Genomic DNA, 18,626 nt, shown 5'->3' with positions numbered 1-18,626 from the left:
CCACGCCCCTTAATCTGGCGGTTTAACGGCCTGACGGTTCGGCGGTGTTCCGAATCCAGCGCGGGGGCGCCCCGGGAGGGTCTGGCATCAAACGCGTCGATCCAGGATTTCAAAGCAGTAGCTGTGGGTATTCTTCTCGTCAGCGTCATGAAATGCGCTGAAGGTAGAGCGCCATTCATCCGGTTCATAGTCGGGAAACCAGGTGTCACCGTCCACTTCAGCGTCGATATGGGTCAGATAGAGCCGCCCGGCCTGGGGCAGAAACGTCTCGTAGACCTTACCGCCGCCGATCACCATCACCTCAACCACCTCACCCGCCGCCGCCAGCGCCTGCGCCGGCGTCGTCACCCAGGTCACGGCGTCGTTATCGCCGGGATGGCTGCTTAACACGATATTCTGTCTTCCCGGCAGCGGCTTGCCGATGGACTCAAACGTTCTACGCCCCATGATGACCGGTTTATTAAGCGTGTTACGCTTGAACCAAGCCAGATCGGCGGAAAGGTGCCAAGGCATGGTATTTTCCATCCCAATCACACGATCTACCGCCAGAGCGGCAATCAGGCTAATAATCATAAAAGACCTTACAGGCAACAAAATTGCTGACACTATACGGAAAGAGATCCGGGGCGTCGATAGCTGCCATTGTAAGGCGTGACAAATTTCAGAAAGCGCTTAAAAGCACCGCGCCGGCAGAATGAAATCGGTTAAACCGGAGCGAAACAGCCATAAAAAAGGGTGCTTTCGCACCCTTTTCAGCACTGCCAGGAGTGACTTTACTCCGTGATTTGCGCGTGCATTTCCTGTACCGAAATCACCTGGGCGGTGGCGTCGGCGTTAAGGGACATCGCAGTCGCGAAGCCGCCGTTCAGGGTCGTGTCATAATGCACTTTATATTGCAGGGCGCTGCGCCGGATGAGTTTGGAGTCCTCAATGGCCTGGCGGCCGGCGGTCGTGTTGACGATATAGCTGTATTCACCGTTTTTGATTCGGTCCTGAATATGCGGCCGCCCCTCGTGAACTTTATTGACCAGACGCGGATTAATTCCGGCCTCTCCCAGAATCACCGCCGTGCCGTGGGTCGCATCCAGCTCAAAACCGTGTTTCAGCAGCTTGGCCGCCAAATCGACTACCCGGTCTTTGTCGTCTTCGCGCACTGACAGCAGCGCGCGGCCGCTTTTCTTCATGCGTGACTGGCTGCCAAGCATCGCCTTGGCGAACGCTTCGGCGAACGTCCGTCCCACGCCCATGACTTCACCGGTGGAGCGCATTTCCGGGCCGAGGATCGGGTCCACGCCGGGGAATTTGTTAAACGGCAGCACCACTTCTTTCACCGAGTAGTAGGGCGGGATAACCTCGCGGGTCACACCCTGCTGCTGCAACGATTTGCCGACCATCACCCGGGCGGCAACTTTCGCCAGGGCCACGCCGGTGGCCTTGGACACAAACGGCACCGTGCGCGCGGCGCGCGGATTGACCTCAATCAGGTATACCTCATTGTCCTTCACGGCGAACTGCACGTTCATCAGGCCTCTGACCTGCAGTTCAAACGCCAGCTTCTCCACCTGCTGGCGCATGACGTCCTGAATCTCACGGCTCAGCGTATAGGCCGGCAGCGAACAGGCCGAGTCGCCGGAGTGTACCCCGGCCTGCTCGATATGCTCCATAATGCCGCCTATCAGCACGTTTTCACCGTCGCAAACCGCGTCCACGTCCACTTCCACAGCATCGTCCAAAAACCGGTCAAGCAGCACGGGCGCGTTGTTAGAGACACTGACCGCATTGTGGAAGTAGCGCAGCAGATCCGTGTCGTCGTAAACGATTTCCATCGCCCGGCCTCCGAGAACGTAGGAGGGGCGGACCACCAGGGGATAACCGATGGTCGCGGCTTTCTCCACCGCCAGATCGATGGTGGTGACGGTCGCATTGGCCGGCTGTTTCAGCCCCAAACGCTCGACCGCCTGCTGGAACCGTTCCCGGTCTTCCGCCCGGTCGATAGAGTCCGGGCTAGTGCCTATCACCGGCACGCCGGCGGCTTCCAGCGAGTGGGCCAGCTTCAGCGGCGTTTGACCACCGTACTGGACAATGACGCCCTTGGGCTTTTCGATACGTACAATTTCCAGCACGTCTTCCAGGGTCACCGGCTCGAAATAGAGGCGATCGGAGGTGTCGTAATCGGTGGAGACCGTCTCGGGATTACAGTTGACCATGATGGTCTCGTAACCGTCTTCCCGCAGCGCCAGCGAGGCGTGTACACAACAGTAGTCAAACTCGATGCCCTGCCCTATCCGGTTCGGCCCACCGCCAAGCACCATGATTTTTTCACGATCCTGATGCGGCTGGGATTCACACTCTTCGTCGTAGGTCGAGTACATGTAGGCGGTATCGGTAACAAACTCGGCGGCGCAGGTATCGACCCGCTTGTACACCGGATGCAAATCGTAGCTTTCGCGTAATTTGCGGATTTCCGCCTCCGCGACGCCCACCAGCGCGGCCAGACGCGCATCGGCAAAGCCTTTGCGTTTCAGCTGACGCAAATAATTGGTGCTGAGCGCGGTGACGCCGCGCTCAGCCACGTCGTTTTCCAGTTTGACCAGTTCCTCAATTTGCACCAGGAACCAGCGGTCGATGTTGGTCAGGTTGAATACGCCATCCACCGACATGCCGGCGCGGAATGCGTCGGCCACATACCAGATACGCTCTCCGCCGGCGTCCTTCAGCTCACGCCGCAGGGTGGTCAACGCTTCCGGATCATCAAGGTTGACCTTGGGATCGAAGCCACTGGCGCCCACTTCCAGTCCGCGCAGCGCCTTTTGTAACGACTCTTGCTGGGTGCGGCCGATAGCCATGACCTCGCCGACCGATTTCATCTGCGTGGTCAGGCGGTGGTTGGTGCCTGAGAACTTCTCAAAGTTGAAGCGTGGGATTTTGGTGACCACATAGTCGATGGACGGCTCGAAGGAGGCTGGCGTGCGACCGCCGGTAATGTCGTTCATCAGCTCATCAAGGGTATAACCCACCGCCAACTTGGCGGCCACCTTGGCGATAGGGAAGCCGGTAGCCTTGGACGCCAGAGCGGAGGAGCGGGAAACGCGCGGGTTCATCTCGATAATGATAAGCCGGCCGGTTTTCGGATTGACCGAGAACTGGACGTTGGAGCCGCCGGTTTCCACGCCGATTTCACGCAGTACCGCCATCGAGGCGTTACGCATGATTTGGTATTCTTTGTCGGTCAGGGTCTGCGCCGGCGCGACGGTTATCGAGTCGCCGGTGTGGATCCCCATCGGGTCGACGTTTTCAATGGAACAAACGATAATGCAGTTGTCTTTTTTATCGCGCACCACCTCTATTTCGTACTCTTTCCAACCGATAAGCGATTCATCGATCAGCAGTTCGGTGGTAGGTGACAGATCCAGACCGCACTCGCAAATCTCTTCAAACTCTTCGCGATTATAGGCAATGCCGCCGCCGGTGCCGCCCATGGTGAACGACGGGCGGATGATACAGGGGAAACCGACATCCGCCGCCACCGCCAGAGCCTCGTCCATGGTATGGGCAATGCCGGAGCGAGCAGTTTCCAGACCAATTTTTTTCATCGCCTTATCGAAACGCTGGCGATCCTCCGCCTTATCGATCGCGTCAGCGGTAGCGCCGATCATCTCGACGCCGAATTCTTTCAGCACCCCTTCACGCCCCAGCTCCAGCGCGCAGTTGAGCGCCGTCTGGCCGCCCATGGTTGGCAGCAGCGCGTCCGGCCGCTCCTTTTCAATGATTTTACGCACCACTTCCCAGTGGATTGGCTCGATATAAGTGGCATCGGCCATGTCAGGGTCGGTCATGATGGTAGCGGGGTTGGAATTCACCAGCACTACGCGGTAGCCTTCCTCGCGCAGGGCTTTGCACGCTTGCGCGCCGGAGTAATCGAACTCACAGGCTTGGCCGATAACGATAGGACCAGCGCCGAGGATCAGGATACTTTTTATATCGGTACGTTTTGGCATCTCAGGCTCCTGATACATTAGGCTTTGAGCGATAAGCGTTGATGAGCTCGATAAAATGGTCAAACAGCGGTGCGGCGTCGTGCGGGCCAGGGCTGGCCTCGGGATGCCCCTGGAAGCTGAAAGCCGGTTTATCAGTACGGTGCAGGCCCTGCAGCGTGCTGTCGAACAGCGAGGTATGCGTCACCCTGAGCGTGTCGGGCAGCGTTTTCTCATCCACCGCGAAACCGTGGTTCTGGGCGGTGATCATCACCCGATCTGCCGCCAGATCTTTAACCGGATGGTTGCCGCCGTGGTGACCGAACTTCATCTTCACGGTTTTGGCGCCGCTGGCCAGCGCCAGCAGCTGGTGGCCAAGACAGATGCCTAACAGCGGAATATCGGTGGTAAGGAAGGTCTGAATCGCGGCGATCGCGTAATCGCAGGGCGCCGGGTCGCCGGGACCGTTAGCCAGGAAGATGCCGTCCGGATTCATCGCCAGCACCGTTTCGGCCGGAGTCTGCGCCGGCACCACCGTCAATCGGCAGCCGCGATCTACCAGCATGCGCATGATATTGCGCTTGATGCCGTAGTCGTAGGCCACCACATGATAGGGCAGATCCGTCGCCGGCGCGGGCAGGCCTCCTTCCAGGGTCCAGCTGCCCTGGGTCCAGCTGTACTGTTCGGTGGTGCTCACTTCTTTCGCCAAATCCATGTCGTTCAGACCGGGAAATTCACGGGCTTTACGCAGCGCCAGCTGCGCGTCCGGGGCATCGCCGGCAATAATACAGCCGTTTTGCGCTCCCTTCTCCCGCAGCAAACGCGTCAGCTTACGGGTATCTATATCGGCGATGCCGACAATATTCTGCTGCTTCAGGTAGTCCGACAGCGACAGCGTATCGCGAAAGTTGCTGGCGATGAGCGGCAGATCGCGGATCACCAGCGCCTGCGCCTGCACGCGGGGTGATTCATTGTCTGCTTCATTAGTGCCGGCATTGCCGATATGGGGATAAGTAAGGGTGACGATTTGGCGGGAATAGGAAGGATCAGTGAGGATTTCTTGATAACCGGTAATTGACGTATTGAAAACCACTTCCCCCACCGCCGTGCCCTCTGCACCAATGGCCCGACCGTGGAATTGGGTTCCGTCTTCCAGAACCAACAGCGCTGACTTTATCAAAACACCCTCCAAGGAATATTCAGTCATTATATTTGCATATTAATTCATTAAAAATGGGGGGAATCAATGCAAAAATCACCTGTAAGGTAGAATTTTGGCAAATTGGGCGCATTTTAAAGATGACCCTGCACTTTGTCTACCCAAAAGGAAGAATATTTATCTGCTTTCGTCTACTTTAGGGAAATGACAGCATGAACAGGTTAAAAAAGAGAATAAAACCGGCCGAGAAAACGGTTGCCCGCCATTTTATTGCCGCCAGCGCGGCAGGGAATGCTTAAAAAGGTACTTTAGCGGAAAAAACCGCCATACGCCGCAAAAAAATCAGCGTCAAATGCTACATTTTAGCCTATTAGTATATAAAACGCCAATAACACAGAAAAAAAACAATACTGCATCCGACGGTATTTTTTTTATATTAAAATCATCACGATATGTCGTTAATTTTGGCATGACTGCCGGAAAATGGGTTAAATTTTATCGAGATTAAGCACATTTACCATGTCAAAAAAACCCCTTTTCTGGCCAGAAAGCCAAACGGCGGCACGAACTGCCCCGCTGGCAAACGTCATCCTGCTGGAAGCCTTATGGGTAATCTCCAGACGCTCGCCGATCTCGGCAAACATCGCGGTATGCTCACCCACAATGTCACCGGCCCGCACCGTGGCGAAACCGATACTTTTAGCTTTACGTTCGCCGGTGTGCCCTTCACGGCTGTACACGGCGCAGCGGGCCAGATCGCGCCCGAGCGCGCCGGCTATCGCTTCGCCCATGGCCAGCGCGGTGCCCGAGGGAGCATCCACTTTGTGGCGGTGATGGGCCTCGATAATTTCAATATCGGCTTCCTCCCCCATCACCTGCGCCGCCTTTTCCAGCAGCTTGAGCATCAGGTTGACGCCAACGCTGAAGTTGGCGGCGAAAACAACGCCCGTCTCTTGCGCCTCAGCTCTGATGGCCTCTTTCTGGGCATCGCTGAAGCCGGTCGTGCCGATAACGATACCTTTATGATGCCGACGGCAGAATGCCAGATACGCCATGCTGGCGTCGGGACGGGTGAAATCGATAAGGATGTCAAAGTCGTCTTTTACCGCTGCCAGCTCGCCGCTTATCGCTACACCCAGGGCACCGATACCGGCCAGCTCACCGGCGTCTACACCGCACAATGCCGAATCGGTACGGGTTAACGCGGCGCCCAGCGTCGCCTGTTCCGACTGCGCCACAGCCTGAATAAGCTGGCGCCCCATCCGGCCGCCCGCGCCGGCTACCGCAATGCGGATTGATGTATTGCTCATGAACCTTCTCACTCTTATGACCTGTCATTTATCCTCAGGTTAACCGCGCCCGTGCATCGCCGCCAGCAAAAATCCGTTGCGATAATGAATTCGCGATAGGGCGCGCAGCTGATAAGCAACAATGCTGGCAATCGACTTTTTTGCACGGTGCCGCGCACTTTGAATAATTATTCACCTCAGCCACGTTGATGCGCTTTTCCCCGGAACAAAACCGCTACACTTAGGGCTTATCGGGAAGCAAACGAAGAAGAGGTCAGGATGGAAACGTTTTTCAACGGCCCAGTGCGTCCGGTGGGCCCTTACCGCGCTCAGTTGGGTGAATCCCCGGTCTGGTGCAATCACAGCCCGTCCCTGCTGTGGGTAAATATTGAGCAGCAGCGCCTGCTGCGCTATTGGCCGACGAGGGATGTCATCGAGCAGCGTCCGTTCGCAACCTTGTTCAGCGCCGCACTATTGAACGAGCGCCATGAATAGTTTCTACTGGTGAGCGACCAGGGCATCCTGCTGTATCAATGGGACGATCATGAGGCGCAACCGACAACTCTGTGCCCCTACCCGCTGGACGCGGCAGGGTACCCGACCGAACGAGGCCGCTATCGCTCCTGACCGATTCCTGTGGTTCAGCACCATGGACGTTAACGAGTCAGCGCCGCTCGGCGGCTGGTATCGTTTCTCCCCGGGCGATACCCGGCCGGTGAAGATGGAGGGCGCGATGACCATTCCCAACAAGCTCGCCTGGCATGAAGATCGCGTCTAGTTCGCTGATAGCGCGGAACGATTGTTCTTCTCGGCCAGCGGCCTGGGAATTCTGCCGCAGGAAATGCGCAGGCACCCCGCCGATGATATGACGCCTGACGGTTCGGCGCTCAGCCGCGAGGGGGAGCTGATTACCGCCCGCTTCGGCCACGGTTGCCTGAGCCGCTACCGTATTCGTCAGGGGACGCTGACGCTGGCAGAACATGTGCCGCTACCGGTCATACAGCCCAGCTGCTGCGCTTTCGGCGGTCCTGACGGCACGACCCTTGTACATTACCTCGGCGCGTAAGCAACTTACTGCCCCCGGCGCGCCAACGTATCGATTCCGGTTCGATTAAGCCTCGCCAGCGGTCTGCACCGCCGACCAGGGTAAAGGAGAAAGGAGCGACGAGGGTGGGTGTTATTCCACCGTTTTCACTTCCAGGCGCAGCTCTTTCGGTACCTCGAACACGATATTCTCCTCCCGGCCGATGAGCTCTTTAGCCCCTTCGGCACCCAACAAGCGCAGGCGTTCGATCACCTGCTGTACCAGTATATCCGGCGCCGACGCGCCGGCGGTAACGCCGATAGTTTGCGTCCCCTGGAGCCAGCTTTCCTGGATGTCGCCGGCGCTGTCAATCAGATAGGCCGGCTTGCCGACCCGCTGGGCCAGTTCCGACAGCCGGTTGGAGTTGGAAGAGTTTTTTGAACCAACGACCAGCACCACATCGGCATCGGCGGCAAGACTGCGTACCGCTTCCTGACGGTTGGTGGTGGCATAGCAAATATCGTCCTTGCGCGGTCCAATGATGGCGGGAAACCGCGCGCGCAGCGCGTCGATGACATCTGAAGTATCATCCACCGACAGCGTGGTTTGCGTCATAAAACACAGGTTATCGACGTTTTTGACCTCAAGCTGCCAAACATCCTCAGGTGATTCAACCAGATACATGCCGCCGGCGGGGTTATTGTATTGCCCCATGGTGCCTTCAACTTCAGGATGACCGGTATGGCCAATGAGGATGGCCTCGGTGCCTTTGCGGCTGGCGCGGGCCACTTCCATATGCACTTTGGTCACCAGCGGGCAGGTGGCGTCAAACACGGTCAAATCGCGGCTGCGCGCCTCTGCCCGTACCGCCTGAGAAACGCCGTGGGCAGAGAAAATCAGGATTGAACCATCAGGTACTTCCGTGATTTGCTCAATAAAAATCGCGCCCCGCTGGCGCAGCGTATCGACGACGTAGCGGTTATGCACGACTTCATGGCGCACATAGATGGGCGCACCGTAAATTTCCAGCGCGCGCTCCACGATACTGATTGCCCGGTCTACGCCGGCGCAAAATCCGCGTGGATTAGCCAGCAGTATGCGCATCGGTCGCCTCCTGTTGCGAGTCAATCGCCAGCACTTCAATGTCGAACCACACCACTTTACCGGCAAGCGGATGATTAAAATCGATGGTGATGGAGTCTTCGGCCACATCGCTGATAAGCCCCGGCATTTCGCTACCGTTGATACCGGTGAAGAGCATAATGGTGCCCACCTCCGGCACCCCGGTCTCGATAAAATTGCGGCGCGAATAAAACTGAATCAGATCGGGATTGGATGGACCAAACGCCGCCTCCGGCGCCAGTGAGAAGGTTTTCCTGTCTCCCAGATGCAGGCCAAGCAGCGCCTGTTCCAACTCGGTGGACAGGCTGCCGTCCCCAAGCCGGAAGAGCGCCAGTTTGTTCTCGCGCCGGGTGGAATCGGCCAACTGCCCGTCCGCTAGTTTAACATCAAAATGCAGCAATACCGAGCTGTCCGGTTGTACAACGTGAGTCGTCATTACTTCACCCTTTCTGACTGGCGGTTTTACCGGCGGGGCGGCAAAAACCCTCCAGCACAATCAATACGGCGCCGATGCAGATGCCCACATCCGCCACGTTGAACGTCGGCCAATGCCAGTTGCCGACATAAAAATCGATAAAATCGATCACGACGCCGTGCACCATCCGGTCAAACAGGTTGCCCAGCGCGCCGCCGATAATCATCGCGTAGGCGGCGTTAGACAACCTGGCACGCTTGTCCGAACGATACATCATGACCAGCAACACCACCGCGATCACCACTGCAATCGCGGAAAACGCCCAGCGTTGCCATCCTCCTATGTCCGCCAGAAAACTAAAGGCGGCGCCCGGGTTATGGGCGTAGGTAAAATTGATAAACGGGATCACCGGCACCGACTCACCTAGCCAGAAATGCGTCATGACCCACTGCTTGCTGCCGAGATCCAGCGCCAGGACCACCAGCGCCAGCCAAAGCCAGCGCAGTCCCGTGGACATTATCGTTCTATTCATCAGACAAACTTACGCTCTTCGCCCGGGCCGGCCACATTCGTGACGCAGCGACCACAGATTTCCGGATGATCGGCATGCTGGCCGATATCCGTCTCATAATGCCAGCAGCGCGGACATTTTTCCCCTTCGGCTTTCGCCAGGGCAATTTTCAGCCCCTTGAGCCCTTCACACTGCACCGCGTCATCGCCGGCGTCGGCATAATCCGCGACTACCGCGTTGGAGGTGAGCAGCGTAAAGTAGAGTTCATCGCCAAGCTCGCGCAGCGAAGCGGCAAGATCAGGCTCCGCATACAGCGTGACGCGGGCTTCCAGTGAGCCGCCAATGCGCTTGTCCGCCCGCGCCTGCTCGATAACTTTGTTGGTCTCGCTGCGCACCTGCAACAGAATTTGCCAATAAGCATCGTTCAACGGTTGGGCGGCGTCCAGTCCGAACAGGCCATCGTACCACTCTTCAGTGAAGACATACTGCGCCCGTTCCCCCGGCATAAAGCCCCAGATTTCATCGGCGGTAAACGACATGATGGGCGCCATCCAGCGTACCAGGGCTTCAATGATATGATACAGCGCGGTCTGGCAGCTGCGGCGGGCAATACTGTCCGCTTTGGTGGTGTACTGACGGTCCTTGATGATATCCAGGTAAAAAGAGCCCATCTCGACGGAACAAAACTGCATCATACGCTGCACGACATTATGGAAATCATAGCTGTCGTAAGCGGCGACAATCTCCGCCTGCGCCGCTTGCGCGCGACCCACCGCCCAGCGATCCAGCACCACCATCTGCTCCGGGCTGACGCTGTGGCGCGCCGGATCAAAACCGTTCAGGTTGGCCAGCAGGAAACGCGCGGTGTTGCGGATGCGGCGATAGGCGTCGGCGGAGCGCTTGAGGATCTCATCGGACACCGCCATCTCGCCGGTATAATCGGTAGAGGCCACCCAGAGGCGCAGGATATCCGCGCCCAGCTTGTCCATGACCTGCTGCGGGCTGACCACGTTGCCCACCGATTTGGACATCTTCCGGCCCTGCCCATCGACGGTAAAGCCGTGGGTCAGCACCTGACGATACGGCGCCTTGCCGTGCATGGCGGTGGAGATCATCAGCGATGACATGAACCAGCCGCGATGCTGGTCGGACCCTTCCAGGTACATATCGGGCGCATGGCCTTCAAATTCCGGCCGCACCGCCACTATGGAGGAGTGGGTAGAGCCGGAGTCGAACCAGACATCGAGCGTATCCGGCACTTTGTGATAATGAGCGGCATCGTCACCCAGGATCTCGGCCGGATCCAAATCCCACCAGGCCTGAATGCCGTCCTGCTCGACCCGTTGCGCCACGGATTCCATCAGTTCGATAGTGCGCGGATGCAGCGCTTCGGTCTCGTTATGCACAAACAGCGCCATCGGCACGCCCCAGGTGCGCTGACGCGAAATGCACCAGTCGGGACGGTTGGCGACCATGGTTTCGATGCGCGCCTGGCCCCAGCCGGGGATCCACTGCACGTCCTTGATCTCCGCCAGCGACTGTTTGCGCAGACCGCGCTGATCCATGCTGACGAACCACTGAGGCGTGGCGCGAAAGATAATCGACGTTTTATGGCGCCAGCAGTGCGGATAGCTGTGCTGTAGCTTTTCCACGTGCAGCAGGGCGCCGCTGTCGCACAGCAGATTGATGACCACGTCATTGGCTTTAAAGACCTGCAAGCCATCCAATGCAGGTAGGGTACCCGGCAGATAGCAGCCATCGGGGCCGACCGGATTGGCGACTTCCAGGCCGTATTGCTGACCGATGACATAGTCATCTGGGCCATGGCCGGGGGCGGTATGCACCGCGCCGGTACCCGCGTCCAGCGTCACGTGCTGGCCGAGGATGGCCGGCACATCGAAGCCCATAAAGGGATGGCGGAATCGCAGCAGCTCCAGCGCGCTACCTTTGGCGCTACCGAGCACCGTCCAGCACGTAATGCCGGCGCGCGCCATCACACTGTCCACCAGATCGGCGGCCAGAATATAGCCTTGCCCTTCCACCTCAACCAATTGATAGTCGAAGTCGGGGTGGACAGCGATAGCGCGGTTGGCCGGCAGAGTCCACGGCGTGGTGGTCCAGATGATCAGGGAGATCTGGCCAGCGAAGTCTGCGGCGCCGAACTTGGCGGCGACCGCGCGGACATCATCGGCCGCGAAAGCGACGTCGATGGACGGCGAAGTACGGTCGTAATACTCCACTTCCGCCTCCGCCAGCGCGGAGCGGCAGTCGATGCACCAATGCACCGGCTTGGCACCTTTATGCAGGTGGCCGTTGGCGATAATCTTGCCCAGCGCGCGGATGATATTCGCTTCGGTGGCAAAGTTCATCGTCAGGTAAGGATGTTCCCAGTCACCGAGCACGCCCAGGCGGATGAAATCCTTTTTCTGCCCTTCCACCTGTTCGGCGGCGTAACGACGGCAGGCGGTGCGGAATTCCGCGGCGCTGACCTTCTCCCCCGGCTTACCGATGAGTTGCTCCACCTTCAGTTCAATCGGCAGGCCATGGCAGTCCCAGCCCGGCACATAGGGCGAGTCATAGCCCATCAAACCTTTGGATTTGATAATAATATCTTTGAGAATTTTATTGACCGAATGACCGATATGAATGCTGCCGTTCGCATATGGCGGGCCGTCGTGCAGTATGAAGGTCTTTTTGCCCTTCCTGGCCTGACAAATAATCCCGTACAGATCCTGTTCATACCAACGCTCTAGCATGCCAGGCTCACGCTTGGCTAAATCGCCGCGCATGGGAAACCCTGTGTCCGGCAAATTCAGGGTATTTTTGTAATCAGTCATTCGATTCTCGGTTCCGTTATCGGTTTGAGCATTATTGGGGTGTCGCCAGTCCGAAATAGTCGCGGGCACTCACCACATCATTCGCGATTTGCCGCTTTAGATCGTCTAGCGAGGCAAACCGTTGTTCGTTGCGCACTTTCGCACGTATCACCACTTCGATATGGCGACCGTACAGATTTTTGTCCACATCCAGCAAATGCACTTCCAGCCGCTGGCGCAAACCGGCCACCGTGGGCCGGGTGCCGATGTTCGCGACGCCAGGCAAAGGCCGCTCGGCAAGGCCGTGGACCTCTACCGCATACACGCCGTTTATCGGCGCCTGTCGCCCTTTGAGCGACACGTTGGCGGTCGGGAAGCCGATGGTCTGCCCCAGCGCGTCGCCGTGCACCACGCGGCCGGAGAGACGGTACGGATGCCCTAACAGCATTTCCGCCTCCGACAGCCGATCCTGCGCCAGCGTCTCACGGACGGCGGTGCTGCTGATGCGCCGGCCGCCTTCGGTGTAGGTCACGGTGCTCATTACCTCAAACCCGGCCTCCTTCCCCGCCTGCTGAAGCAGGGCGAAATCTCCCTGACGCCAGGCGCCAAAGCGGAAATCGTCGCCAACGCCGATGAAGCGCACGCCCAATTTTTTTACCAGCAGATCGGTCACAAACGCGCGTGCACTTAGCGCCGCAAAACGCTTGTCGAAGGTGACGCACACCGTCGCGTCCACGCCGGCGGCCGCCAGGTATTTCACTTTGTCCCGCAGCCGGGTCAACCGCGCCGGCGCGGCATCGCCGGCGAAATGCTCCTGCGGCTGAGGCTCAAAGATCATCACCATCACCGGCAAACCGCGGCGGCGGCCCTCAGCCTGCAACTCTGCAATAAGAGCCTGGTGTCCGCGGTGAAAGCCGTCAAAATTGCCGATGGTCAGCACGCACCCATGGTGACGTGGCTGTAAATTATGTATGCCGCGAATAAGCTCCATAGCAGGCTCAAGACACCTAAAACAGTGGAAATCGGCGGATTATACCTTGTACAGCGGTTAAGGTTAACCCGCGATTCCAATCTTTGGCATCGCGCGAAGAGAAAGCCACGCTTATTTCGCCCCTGCGCTATTTTCACGCAGCTTATGCTGGCGCGTTGCCGGCGGGCAATGGGCGTCCGTACACCGGTAATCGCTTTTTTCGCCTTAAGCACTGTATTCCGCCGGCAGAAACTGGTAGAATCCTGCGCCATCACATTTGTAACAGGCGTCGCACATTTCAGCGGCGCTTATTTGCACAAATCCATTGACAAAAGAAGACCGAACGGGCATATTCCTCGGCCTTTGAATTGTTTCATAGAACAAGTTTGGGAGTTGGACCTTGGCTAATATCAAATCAGCTAAGAAACGCGCCGTACAGTCTGAGAAGCGTCGTCAGCATAATGCAAGCCGTCGCTCCATGATGCGCACCTTTGTGAAGAAGGTTTACGCTGCTATCGCCGCCGGCGATAAAGAAGCTGCGCAGAATGCGTTTTCTGCCATGCAACCGATTGTTGACCGTCAGGCCAGCAAAGGGTTGATCCACAAAAACAAAGCAGCACGTCATAAATCAAACCTGACTGCGCAAATCAACGCCATGCAGTAATTGCTGTCGCGTTGTGCTTTTGAGAAACCGGCTCTGGCCGGTTTTTTTATGCCTGCAAACCGGCCAAGGCCGGCTGTGGGGGAAAGCGCACCGGCCAAATTCGCATACTTTCCCCCCATTTGCTAGCTAGGCCCGCGTATTGCCTTCATCCGTTAACCCCCGACCGGCACTGACCCGCTACCCTGCGGCTGCGGCAGGATAGCGCGCAGCAGCAGGTAACCCAGCAGCGCCGCAATCACCGAACCGGATAAAATGCCGACTTTCGCCAGCACAATCGTTTCCGGGTCATCATGCCCAAACGCCAGATTGGCGATAAAAATCGACATGGTGAAGCCGATGCCGCACAGCATGGCCGCCGCGGCAATGTGGCGGAAAGCAATGCCGGCGGGCAACCTGGCCAGTCTGAGTTTCACCGCCACGGCGGTAAACAATACTATCCCCAGCGGTTTACCGACCACCAACCCGGCAGCGATCCCCAGCGGTAAGAAGGAGATCAAATGCCCGGGCGCCACACCTTGCAGCGAAATCCCCGCGTTAGCGAAGGCGAACAGGGGCAGGATCAGATACACCACCCAGGGCTGCAACCAGTGCTCCAACGCACGCGCCGGGGAGACTTCGGTGGAGGGCAGCGTGAGCGGGATAAGCCCCCCGACCACTACGCCGGCGAGCGTCGCATGGATACCCGAAAGCAGAATACAGCCCCACAATACCGCCCCCAACAGCAGGTATAGCGATAGAAAACGAACATTGGCGCGATTCATCAGCGCCATGATTCCAATCACGGCACCCGCCGCGGCCAGCGCCAGTGGCTCCAGTGCAGTGTTATAAAACAACGCGATAATCACTATCGCACCCAGATCATCAATAATCGCCAGCGCCAGCATGAAAACTTTCAGGCTGACCGGCACCCGCGTCCCCAGCAAGGCCAATACGCCGACGGCAAAGGCAATATCGGTGGCGGCCGGAATCGCCCATCCGGCGCGCAATGCTGGCGTCCCGGCGGTCATCAGACTGTAAATCACCGCCGGTGCCACCATGCCACCCAGCGCGGCAATAGCGGGAAAGGCCGCCCGCACGCGGCTATTGAGCGCACCCTGCAGCAGTTCGTATTTGACTTCCAAACCGACGGCCAGGAAAAACACCGCCATCAAGCCATCGTTGACCAGCACCAGCAATGACAAGTGCGAAGGCGTCGCGCTAGCGGATTGTGCCGGAAAGTAAATGATGGCGTTGTACAGCGCGCGGGCGTCGGTATTGGCCATCACGATAGCGGCAAGCGCGGCGGCGAAAAGCAATACGCCACCAGCGGCCGGGTGGGTAATCATGCGGCGTAAAGACGCAGCTATCATAGTGTTTCCTCACTCGTTGCGGGCAGGGGAATATTGTGCAACAGGACGCGGTAGGGGTAAATGAAAACCGCCCCCGGAACCGACGAAAAAGCGCTTACGGCGCCGCAGGCGCAGCAAAAAACCCCGGCGGAGGCGCCGGGGAGAGGTGAAGCGTGCGCGGACCCGACTAACGGGTTAAATCATCGAAGAATTTTTTCACGCCATCGAGGAAGCTTTTCGAACGCGGACTGTTCTGATCGCCGCTCGGCCCTCCAAAGCTCTCTTCCAGCTCCCGCAGCAGCTGTTTTTGGCGCTCGTTGAGTTTCACGGGTGTTTCCACCACCACGCGACACAGCAGATCCCCTTGCGATCCGCCGCGCACCGATTTCACGCCTTTGCCACGCATGCGGAAGAGTTTACCGGTCTGCGTTTCCGCCGGCACTTTCAGCTTCACCCGCCCGTCGAGCGTCGGCACTTCGATCTCGCCGCCCAGCGCTGCCATGGCAAAGTTGATCGGCACTTCACAGTACAGGTTGTTTTCTTCGCGTTCAAAGATAGGGTGTTTGCACACCTGGACCTGTACATACAGATCGCCTGCGGCCGCCCCATGCTCCCCCACTTCCCCTTCGCCCGACAAACGGATGCGATCGCCGGTATCCACGCCGGCCGGGATCTTCACCGACAGCGTCTTGGATTTCTCTACCCGACCATGGCCGTGGCACTTGGTGCAGGGATCTTTGATGATTTTGCCCTGTCCCTGACAGGTAGGACACGTCTGCTGAATCGCGAAGAAGCCCTGACGCATCTGAACCTGGCCCTGGCCGTGGCAGGTCGGACAGGTGACTGCCGACGTCCCCGGCTTCGCGCCGCTGCCGTGGCAGACATCGCACTCTTCAAGCGTCGGAATGCGGATTTCGCGTGTCACGCCACGCACTGCTTCCTCAAGGGAAAGCTCCATGTTATAGCGTAAATCCGCGCCCCGGCTGACGCGCTGACGCCGGCCGCCGCCAAAAATATCGCCAAACACATCGCCAAAGATATCGCTGAAATCCGCGCCGCTGGCCCCGCCGCCGCCCATGCCGCCCTGTTCAAAGGCCGCATGACCATACTGATCGTAGGCGGCACGCTTTTGCGCGTCAGTCAGCACTTCATAGGCTTCTTTAATCTCTTTGAATTTCGCTTCGGCTTCGGCATTCCCTCGGTTGCGATCCGGGTGGAATTTCATCGCCTGGCGTTTATAGGCCTTTTTGATTTCACGCTCCTCCGCATCCCGGGAAACGCCCAAAATCTCGTAGTAGTCTGATTTCGCCATCGTTGTCTCTTCCTGCCCTCAACATGCTTGCACGGGCGCAGAGTTTCCCCGACGCCCGTGCCTGTTGCCCGCAGCGGCGGTGTAAGCTACCCCGCCGCCGTGCCCGTTTAGGGCGATTATTTTTTATCTTTAACTTCTTCAAACTCGGCGTCGACAACATCATCGTCCGCCTTGGCGCTACCGTCCGCGCCGCCGTCGCCCGCCGCCTGAGCCTGCTGCTGAGCCACTTCGAGCAGTTTGCCGGACACCTGAATAAGCGCCTGCATTTTCGCTTCGATATCGGCCTTATCCTCGCCTTTCAGGACAGTATCCAGATTTTTCAACGCGTCCTCAATGGCGGTCTTGTCATCAGCCGGCAGTTTGTCACCCGCGTCTTCCAACTGCTTACGGGTGCTGTGCAGCAAATGGTCGGCCTGGTTACGGGTCTGCACCAGCGCTTCAAACTTGCGGTCGGATTCGGCGTTCGCTTCCGCTTCCTGCACCATCTTCTGGATTTCCTCTTCGTTCAAACCGGAGGAGGCCTTGATGGTAATCTTCTGTTCCCGGCCGCTGTTCTTGTCCTTGGCGGAGACGTGCAGAATGCCGTCGGCGTCGATATCGAACGTCACTTCAATCTGCGGCGTGCCGCGCATGGCCGGCGAAATGCCGTCCAGGTTGAACTGGCCCAGCGATTTATTATCGCCGGAGCGCTTACGTTCCCCCTGCAACACATGGATAGTCACGGCGGACTGATTATCTTCCGCGGTGGAGAACACCTGGCTGTGCTTGGTCGGGATGGTGGTGTTCTTGGCAATCAGCGGCGTCATTACGCCACCCATGGTTTCGATCCCCAGCGACAGCGGGGTAACGTCCAGCAGCAGCACATCTTTCACGTCGCCGGCCAATACACCGCCCTGAACCGCGGCACCGATGGCCACCGCTTCGTCCGGGTTAACGTCCTTACGCGGCTCTTTGCCGAAGAAGTCGGTGACTTTCTTCTGCACCAGCGGCATACGGGTCTGCCCGCCGACCAGGATAACGTCTTTGATGTCGGAAACCGACAGGCCCGCATCCTTCAGCGCCACTTTCAGCGGCTCAAGCGTGCGATTGACCAATTCTTCCACCAGCGACTCCAGTTTGGCACGGGTCACTTTCAAGTTCATATGCTTAGGACCGGAGCCGTCGGCCGTAATGTACGGCAGGTTGACGTCGGTCTGCTGCGCGGAGGACAGCTCGATCTTGGCTTTTTCGGCCGCCTCTTTCAGGCGCTGCATCGCCAGAGGATCGTTGCGCAGATCGATGCCCTGATCTTTCTTGAATTCGTCGACCAGATAGTTGATAAGACGGCTGTCGAAATCCTCGCCACCCAAATGGGTGTCGCCGTTGGTCGCCAGCACTTCAAAGGTTTTTTCACCGTCGACATCATCGATTTCGATAATCGAGATATCGAAAGTCCCGCCGCCCAGGTCATAAACCGCGATGGTACGGTTGCCGGTTTCTTTGTCCAGGCCGTAGGCCAGCGCGGCCGCGGTTGGTTCGTTGATGATACGCTTGACGTCCAGTCCGGCGATACGGCCGGCGTCTTTGGTCGCCTGGCGCTGTGTATCGTTAAAATAGGCCGGCACGGTGATGACCGCTTCGGTGACTGGTTCGCCCAGATAGTCTTCCGCGGTTTTTTTCATTTTCTTCAGAATTTCAGCGGAAATCTGCGGCGGCGCCATTTTCTGTCCCTTGACTTCCAGCCAGGCGTCACCGTTGTCAGCCGCGACGATTTTGTACGGCATGATACTGACATCGCGCTGTACTTCTTCATCCTGGTAACGACGGCCGATCAGACGCTTGATGGCGAACAACGTGTTCTGCGGATTAGTGACAGACTGACGTTTAGCCGGTTGGCCAACCAGAATTTCACCATCCTGCGTATAGGCAATGATAGAAGGAGTCGTACGATCGCCTTCGCTGTTTTCAAGTACGCGAGGTTTGCTGCCTTCGATAATTGCGATGCAGGAGTTGGTCGTACCCAAGTCGATACCAATAATTTTTCCCATCTAAACATCTCCACT

Annotated in this window: 14 protein-coding genes and 1 pseudogene; 3 read left to right on the top strand and 12 right to left on the bottom strand. The window is 57.9% G+C overall.

Features of this window, described 5'->3' with window-relative positions; all coding sequences use genetic code 11:
• Positions 1-87: 87 nt before the first annotated feature.
• From folA to dapB, 4 genes are all read right to left on the bottom strand, one after another.
• Positions 88-573, bottom strand: coding sequence for a type 3 dihydrofolate reductase (gene folA, locus SGP1_RS03860; protein WP_011410284.1), 486 nt, complete (start codon positions 571-573; stop codon positions 88-90).
• A gap of 200 nt (positions 574-773) precedes the next feature.
• Positions 774-3,998, bottom strand: a complete 3,225-nt coding sequence (carB, locus tag SGP1_RS03855; RefSeq protein WP_011410283.1) for a carbamoyl-phosphate synthase large subunit — start codon at positions 3,996-3,998, stop codon at positions 774-776.
• Between the two features lies 1 nt (position 3,999).
• Positions 4,000-5,154, bottom strand: coding sequence for a glutamine-hydrolyzing carbamoyl-phosphate synthase small subunit (carA, locus tag SGP1_RS03850; protein ID WP_011410282.1), 1,155 nt, complete (start codon positions 5,152-5,154; stop codon positions 4,000-4,002).
• 467 nt (positions 5,155-5,621) lie between these two features.
• Positions 5,622-6,443 carry a 4-hydroxy-tetrahydrodipicolinate reductase gene (dapB, locus tag SGP1_RS03845; protein ID WP_011410281.1) on the bottom strand — a complete coding sequence of 274 codons (822 nt, stop codon included), beginning with the start codon at positions 6,441-6,443 and terminating at the stop codon, positions 5,622-5,624.
• Positions 6,444-6,701: 258 nt separating this feature from the next.
• Between dapB and SGP1_RS23305 the strand changes: the two genes are divergently transcribed.
• Together SGP1_RS23305 and SGP1_RS32635 are read left to right on the top strand one after the other, a co-directional pair.
• Positions 6,702-6,917, top strand: a complete 216-nt coding sequence (locus tag SGP1_RS23305; RefSeq protein ID WP_050747393.1) for an SMP-30/gluconolactonase/LRE family protein — start codon at positions 6,702-6,704, stop codon at positions 6,915-6,917.
• 49 nt (positions 6,918-6,966) lie between these two features.
• Positions 6,967-7,488 (top strand): annotated as a pseudogene (locus SGP1_RS32635) (SMP-30/gluconolactonase/LRE family protein).
• A gap of 111 nt (positions 7,489-7,599) precedes the next feature.
• Here the strand turns inward: SGP1_RS32635 and ispH are convergent.
• The 5 genes from ispH to ribF are packed head-to-tail and all read right to left on the bottom strand — an operon-like array spanning position 7,600 to position 13,301.
• Positions 7,600-8,550, bottom strand: a complete 951-nt coding sequence (ispH, locus tag SGP1_RS03835; protein WP_011410280.1) for a 4-hydroxy-3-methylbut-2-enyl diphosphate reductase — start codon at positions 8,548-8,550, stop codon at positions 7,600-7,602.
• A complete protein-coding gene (fkpB, locus tag SGP1_RS03830) occupies positions 8,531-9,004 on the bottom strand; it encodes an FKBP-type peptidyl-prolyl cis-trans isomerase (RefSeq protein WP_011410279.1) in 474 nt (157 codons plus the stop codon). Before fkpB ends, ispH begins: the two co-directional genes overlap by 20 nt.
• 4 nt (positions 9,005-9,008) lie before the next feature.
• Entirely contained in the window at positions 9,009-9,515 is a 507-nt protein-coding gene (gene lspA / locus SGP1_RS03825) for a signal peptidase II (protein ID WP_011410278.1), read from the bottom strand.
• Entirely contained in the window at positions 9,515-12,331 is a 2,817-nt protein-coding gene (gene ileS, locus SGP1_RS03820) for an isoleucine--tRNA ligase (protein WP_011410277.1), read from the bottom strand. Before ileS ends, lspA begins: the two co-directional genes overlap by 1 nt.
• Before the next feature lie 31 nt (positions 12,332-12,362).
• Positions 12,363-13,301 (bottom strand): bifunctional riboflavin kinase/FAD synthetase, encoded by a 939-nt coding sequence (gene ribF, locus SGP1_RS03815; RefSeq protein WP_011410276.1) that lies wholly within the window; start codon positions 13,299-13,301, stop codon positions 12,363-12,365.
• Between the two features lie 379 nt (positions 13,302-13,680).
• Between ribF and rpsT the strand changes: the two genes are divergently transcribed.
• Entirely contained in the window at positions 13,681-13,944 is a 264-nt protein-coding gene (rpsT, locus tag SGP1_RS03810) for a 30S ribosomal protein S20 (RefSeq protein ID WP_011410275.1), read from the top strand.
• A gap of 152 nt (positions 13,945-14,096) precedes the next feature.
• Here the strand turns inward: rpsT and nhaA are convergent, their stop codons facing one another.
• The 3 genes from nhaA to dnaK form a co-directional block, all read right to left on the bottom strand.
• Complete coding sequence (gene nhaA, locus SGP1_RS03805; protein WP_011410274.1) at positions 14,097-15,293, bottom strand: Na+/H+ antiporter NhaA; 1,197 nt, start codon at positions 15,291-15,293, stop codon at positions 14,097-14,099.
• Between the two features lie 166 nt (positions 15,294-15,459).
• Positions 15,460-16,584 carry a molecular chaperone DnaJ gene (gene dnaJ / locus SGP1_RS03800; RefSeq protein ID WP_011410273.1) on the bottom strand — a complete coding sequence of 375 codons (1,125 nt, stop codon included), beginning with the start codon at positions 16,582-16,584 and terminating at the stop codon, positions 15,460-15,462.
• A 116-nt stretch (positions 16,585-16,700) separates the two neighbouring features.
• Complete coding sequence (dnaK, locus tag SGP1_RS03795; RefSeq protein ID WP_011410272.1) at positions 16,701-18,611, bottom strand: molecular chaperone DnaK; 1,911 nt, start codon at positions 18,609-18,611, stop codon at positions 16,701-16,703.
• Positions 18,612-18,626: the final 15 nt, after the last annotated feature.

The sequence above is a fragment of the Sodalis glossinidius str. 'morsitans' genome, assembly GCF_000010085.1.
Lineage (GTDB): Bacteria > Pseudomonadota > Gammaproteobacteria > Enterobacterales > Enterobacteriaceae > Sodalis > Sodalis glossinidius.
The sequence above is the reverse complement of the archived record's forward strand: the minus strand, read 5'-3'. Positions and strand labels throughout refer to the sequence as shown.

Excerpts from the sequence above, each read along its gene's own strand:
- carB (WP_011410283.1), bottom strand. The coding sequence starts at position 3,998 with ATGCCAAAACGTACCGATATAAAAAGTATCCTGATCCTCGGCGCTGGT.
- dnaK (WP_011410272.1), bottom strand. The coding sequence starts at position 18,611 with ATGGGAAAAATTATTGGTATCGACTTGGGTACGACCAACTCCTGCATC.
- lspA (WP_011410278.1), bottom strand. The coding sequence starts at position 9,515 with ATGAATAGAACGATAATGTCCACGGGACTGCGCTGGCTTTGGCTGGCG.
- ispH (WP_011410280.1), bottom strand. The coding sequence starts at position 8,550 with ATGCGCATACTGCTGGCTAATCCACGCGGATTTTGCGCCGGCGTAGAC.
- ileS (WP_011410277.1), bottom strand. The coding sequence starts at position 12,331 with ATGACTGATTACAAAAATACCCTGAATTTGCCGGACACAGGGTTTCCC.
- nhaA (WP_011410274.1), bottom strand. The coding sequence starts at position 15,293 with ATGATAGCTGCGTCTTTACGCCGCATGATTACCCACCCGGCCGCTGGT.
- dnaJ (WP_011410273.1), bottom strand. The coding sequence starts at position 16,584 with ATGGCGAAATCAGACTACTACGAGATTTTGGGCGTTTCCCGGGATGCG.
- ribF (WP_011410276.1), bottom strand. The coding sequence starts at position 13,301 with ATGGAGCTTATTCGCGGCATACATAATTTACAGCCACGTCACCATGGG.
- SGP1_RS23305 (WP_050747393.1), top strand. The coding sequence starts at position 6,702 with ATGGAAACGTTTTTCAACGGCCCAGTGCGTCCGGTGGGCCCTTACCGC.
- fkpB (WP_011410279.1), bottom strand. The coding sequence starts at position 9,004 with ATGACGACTCACGTTGTACAACCGGACAGCTCGGTATTGCTGCATTTT.
- folA (WP_011410284.1), bottom strand. The coding sequence starts at position 573 with ATGATTATTAGCCTGATTGCCGCTCTGGCGGTAGATCGTGTGATTGGG.
- dapB (WP_011410281.1), bottom strand. The coding sequence starts at position 6,443 with ATGAGCAATACATCAATCCGCATTGCGGTAGCCGGCGCGGGCGGCCGG.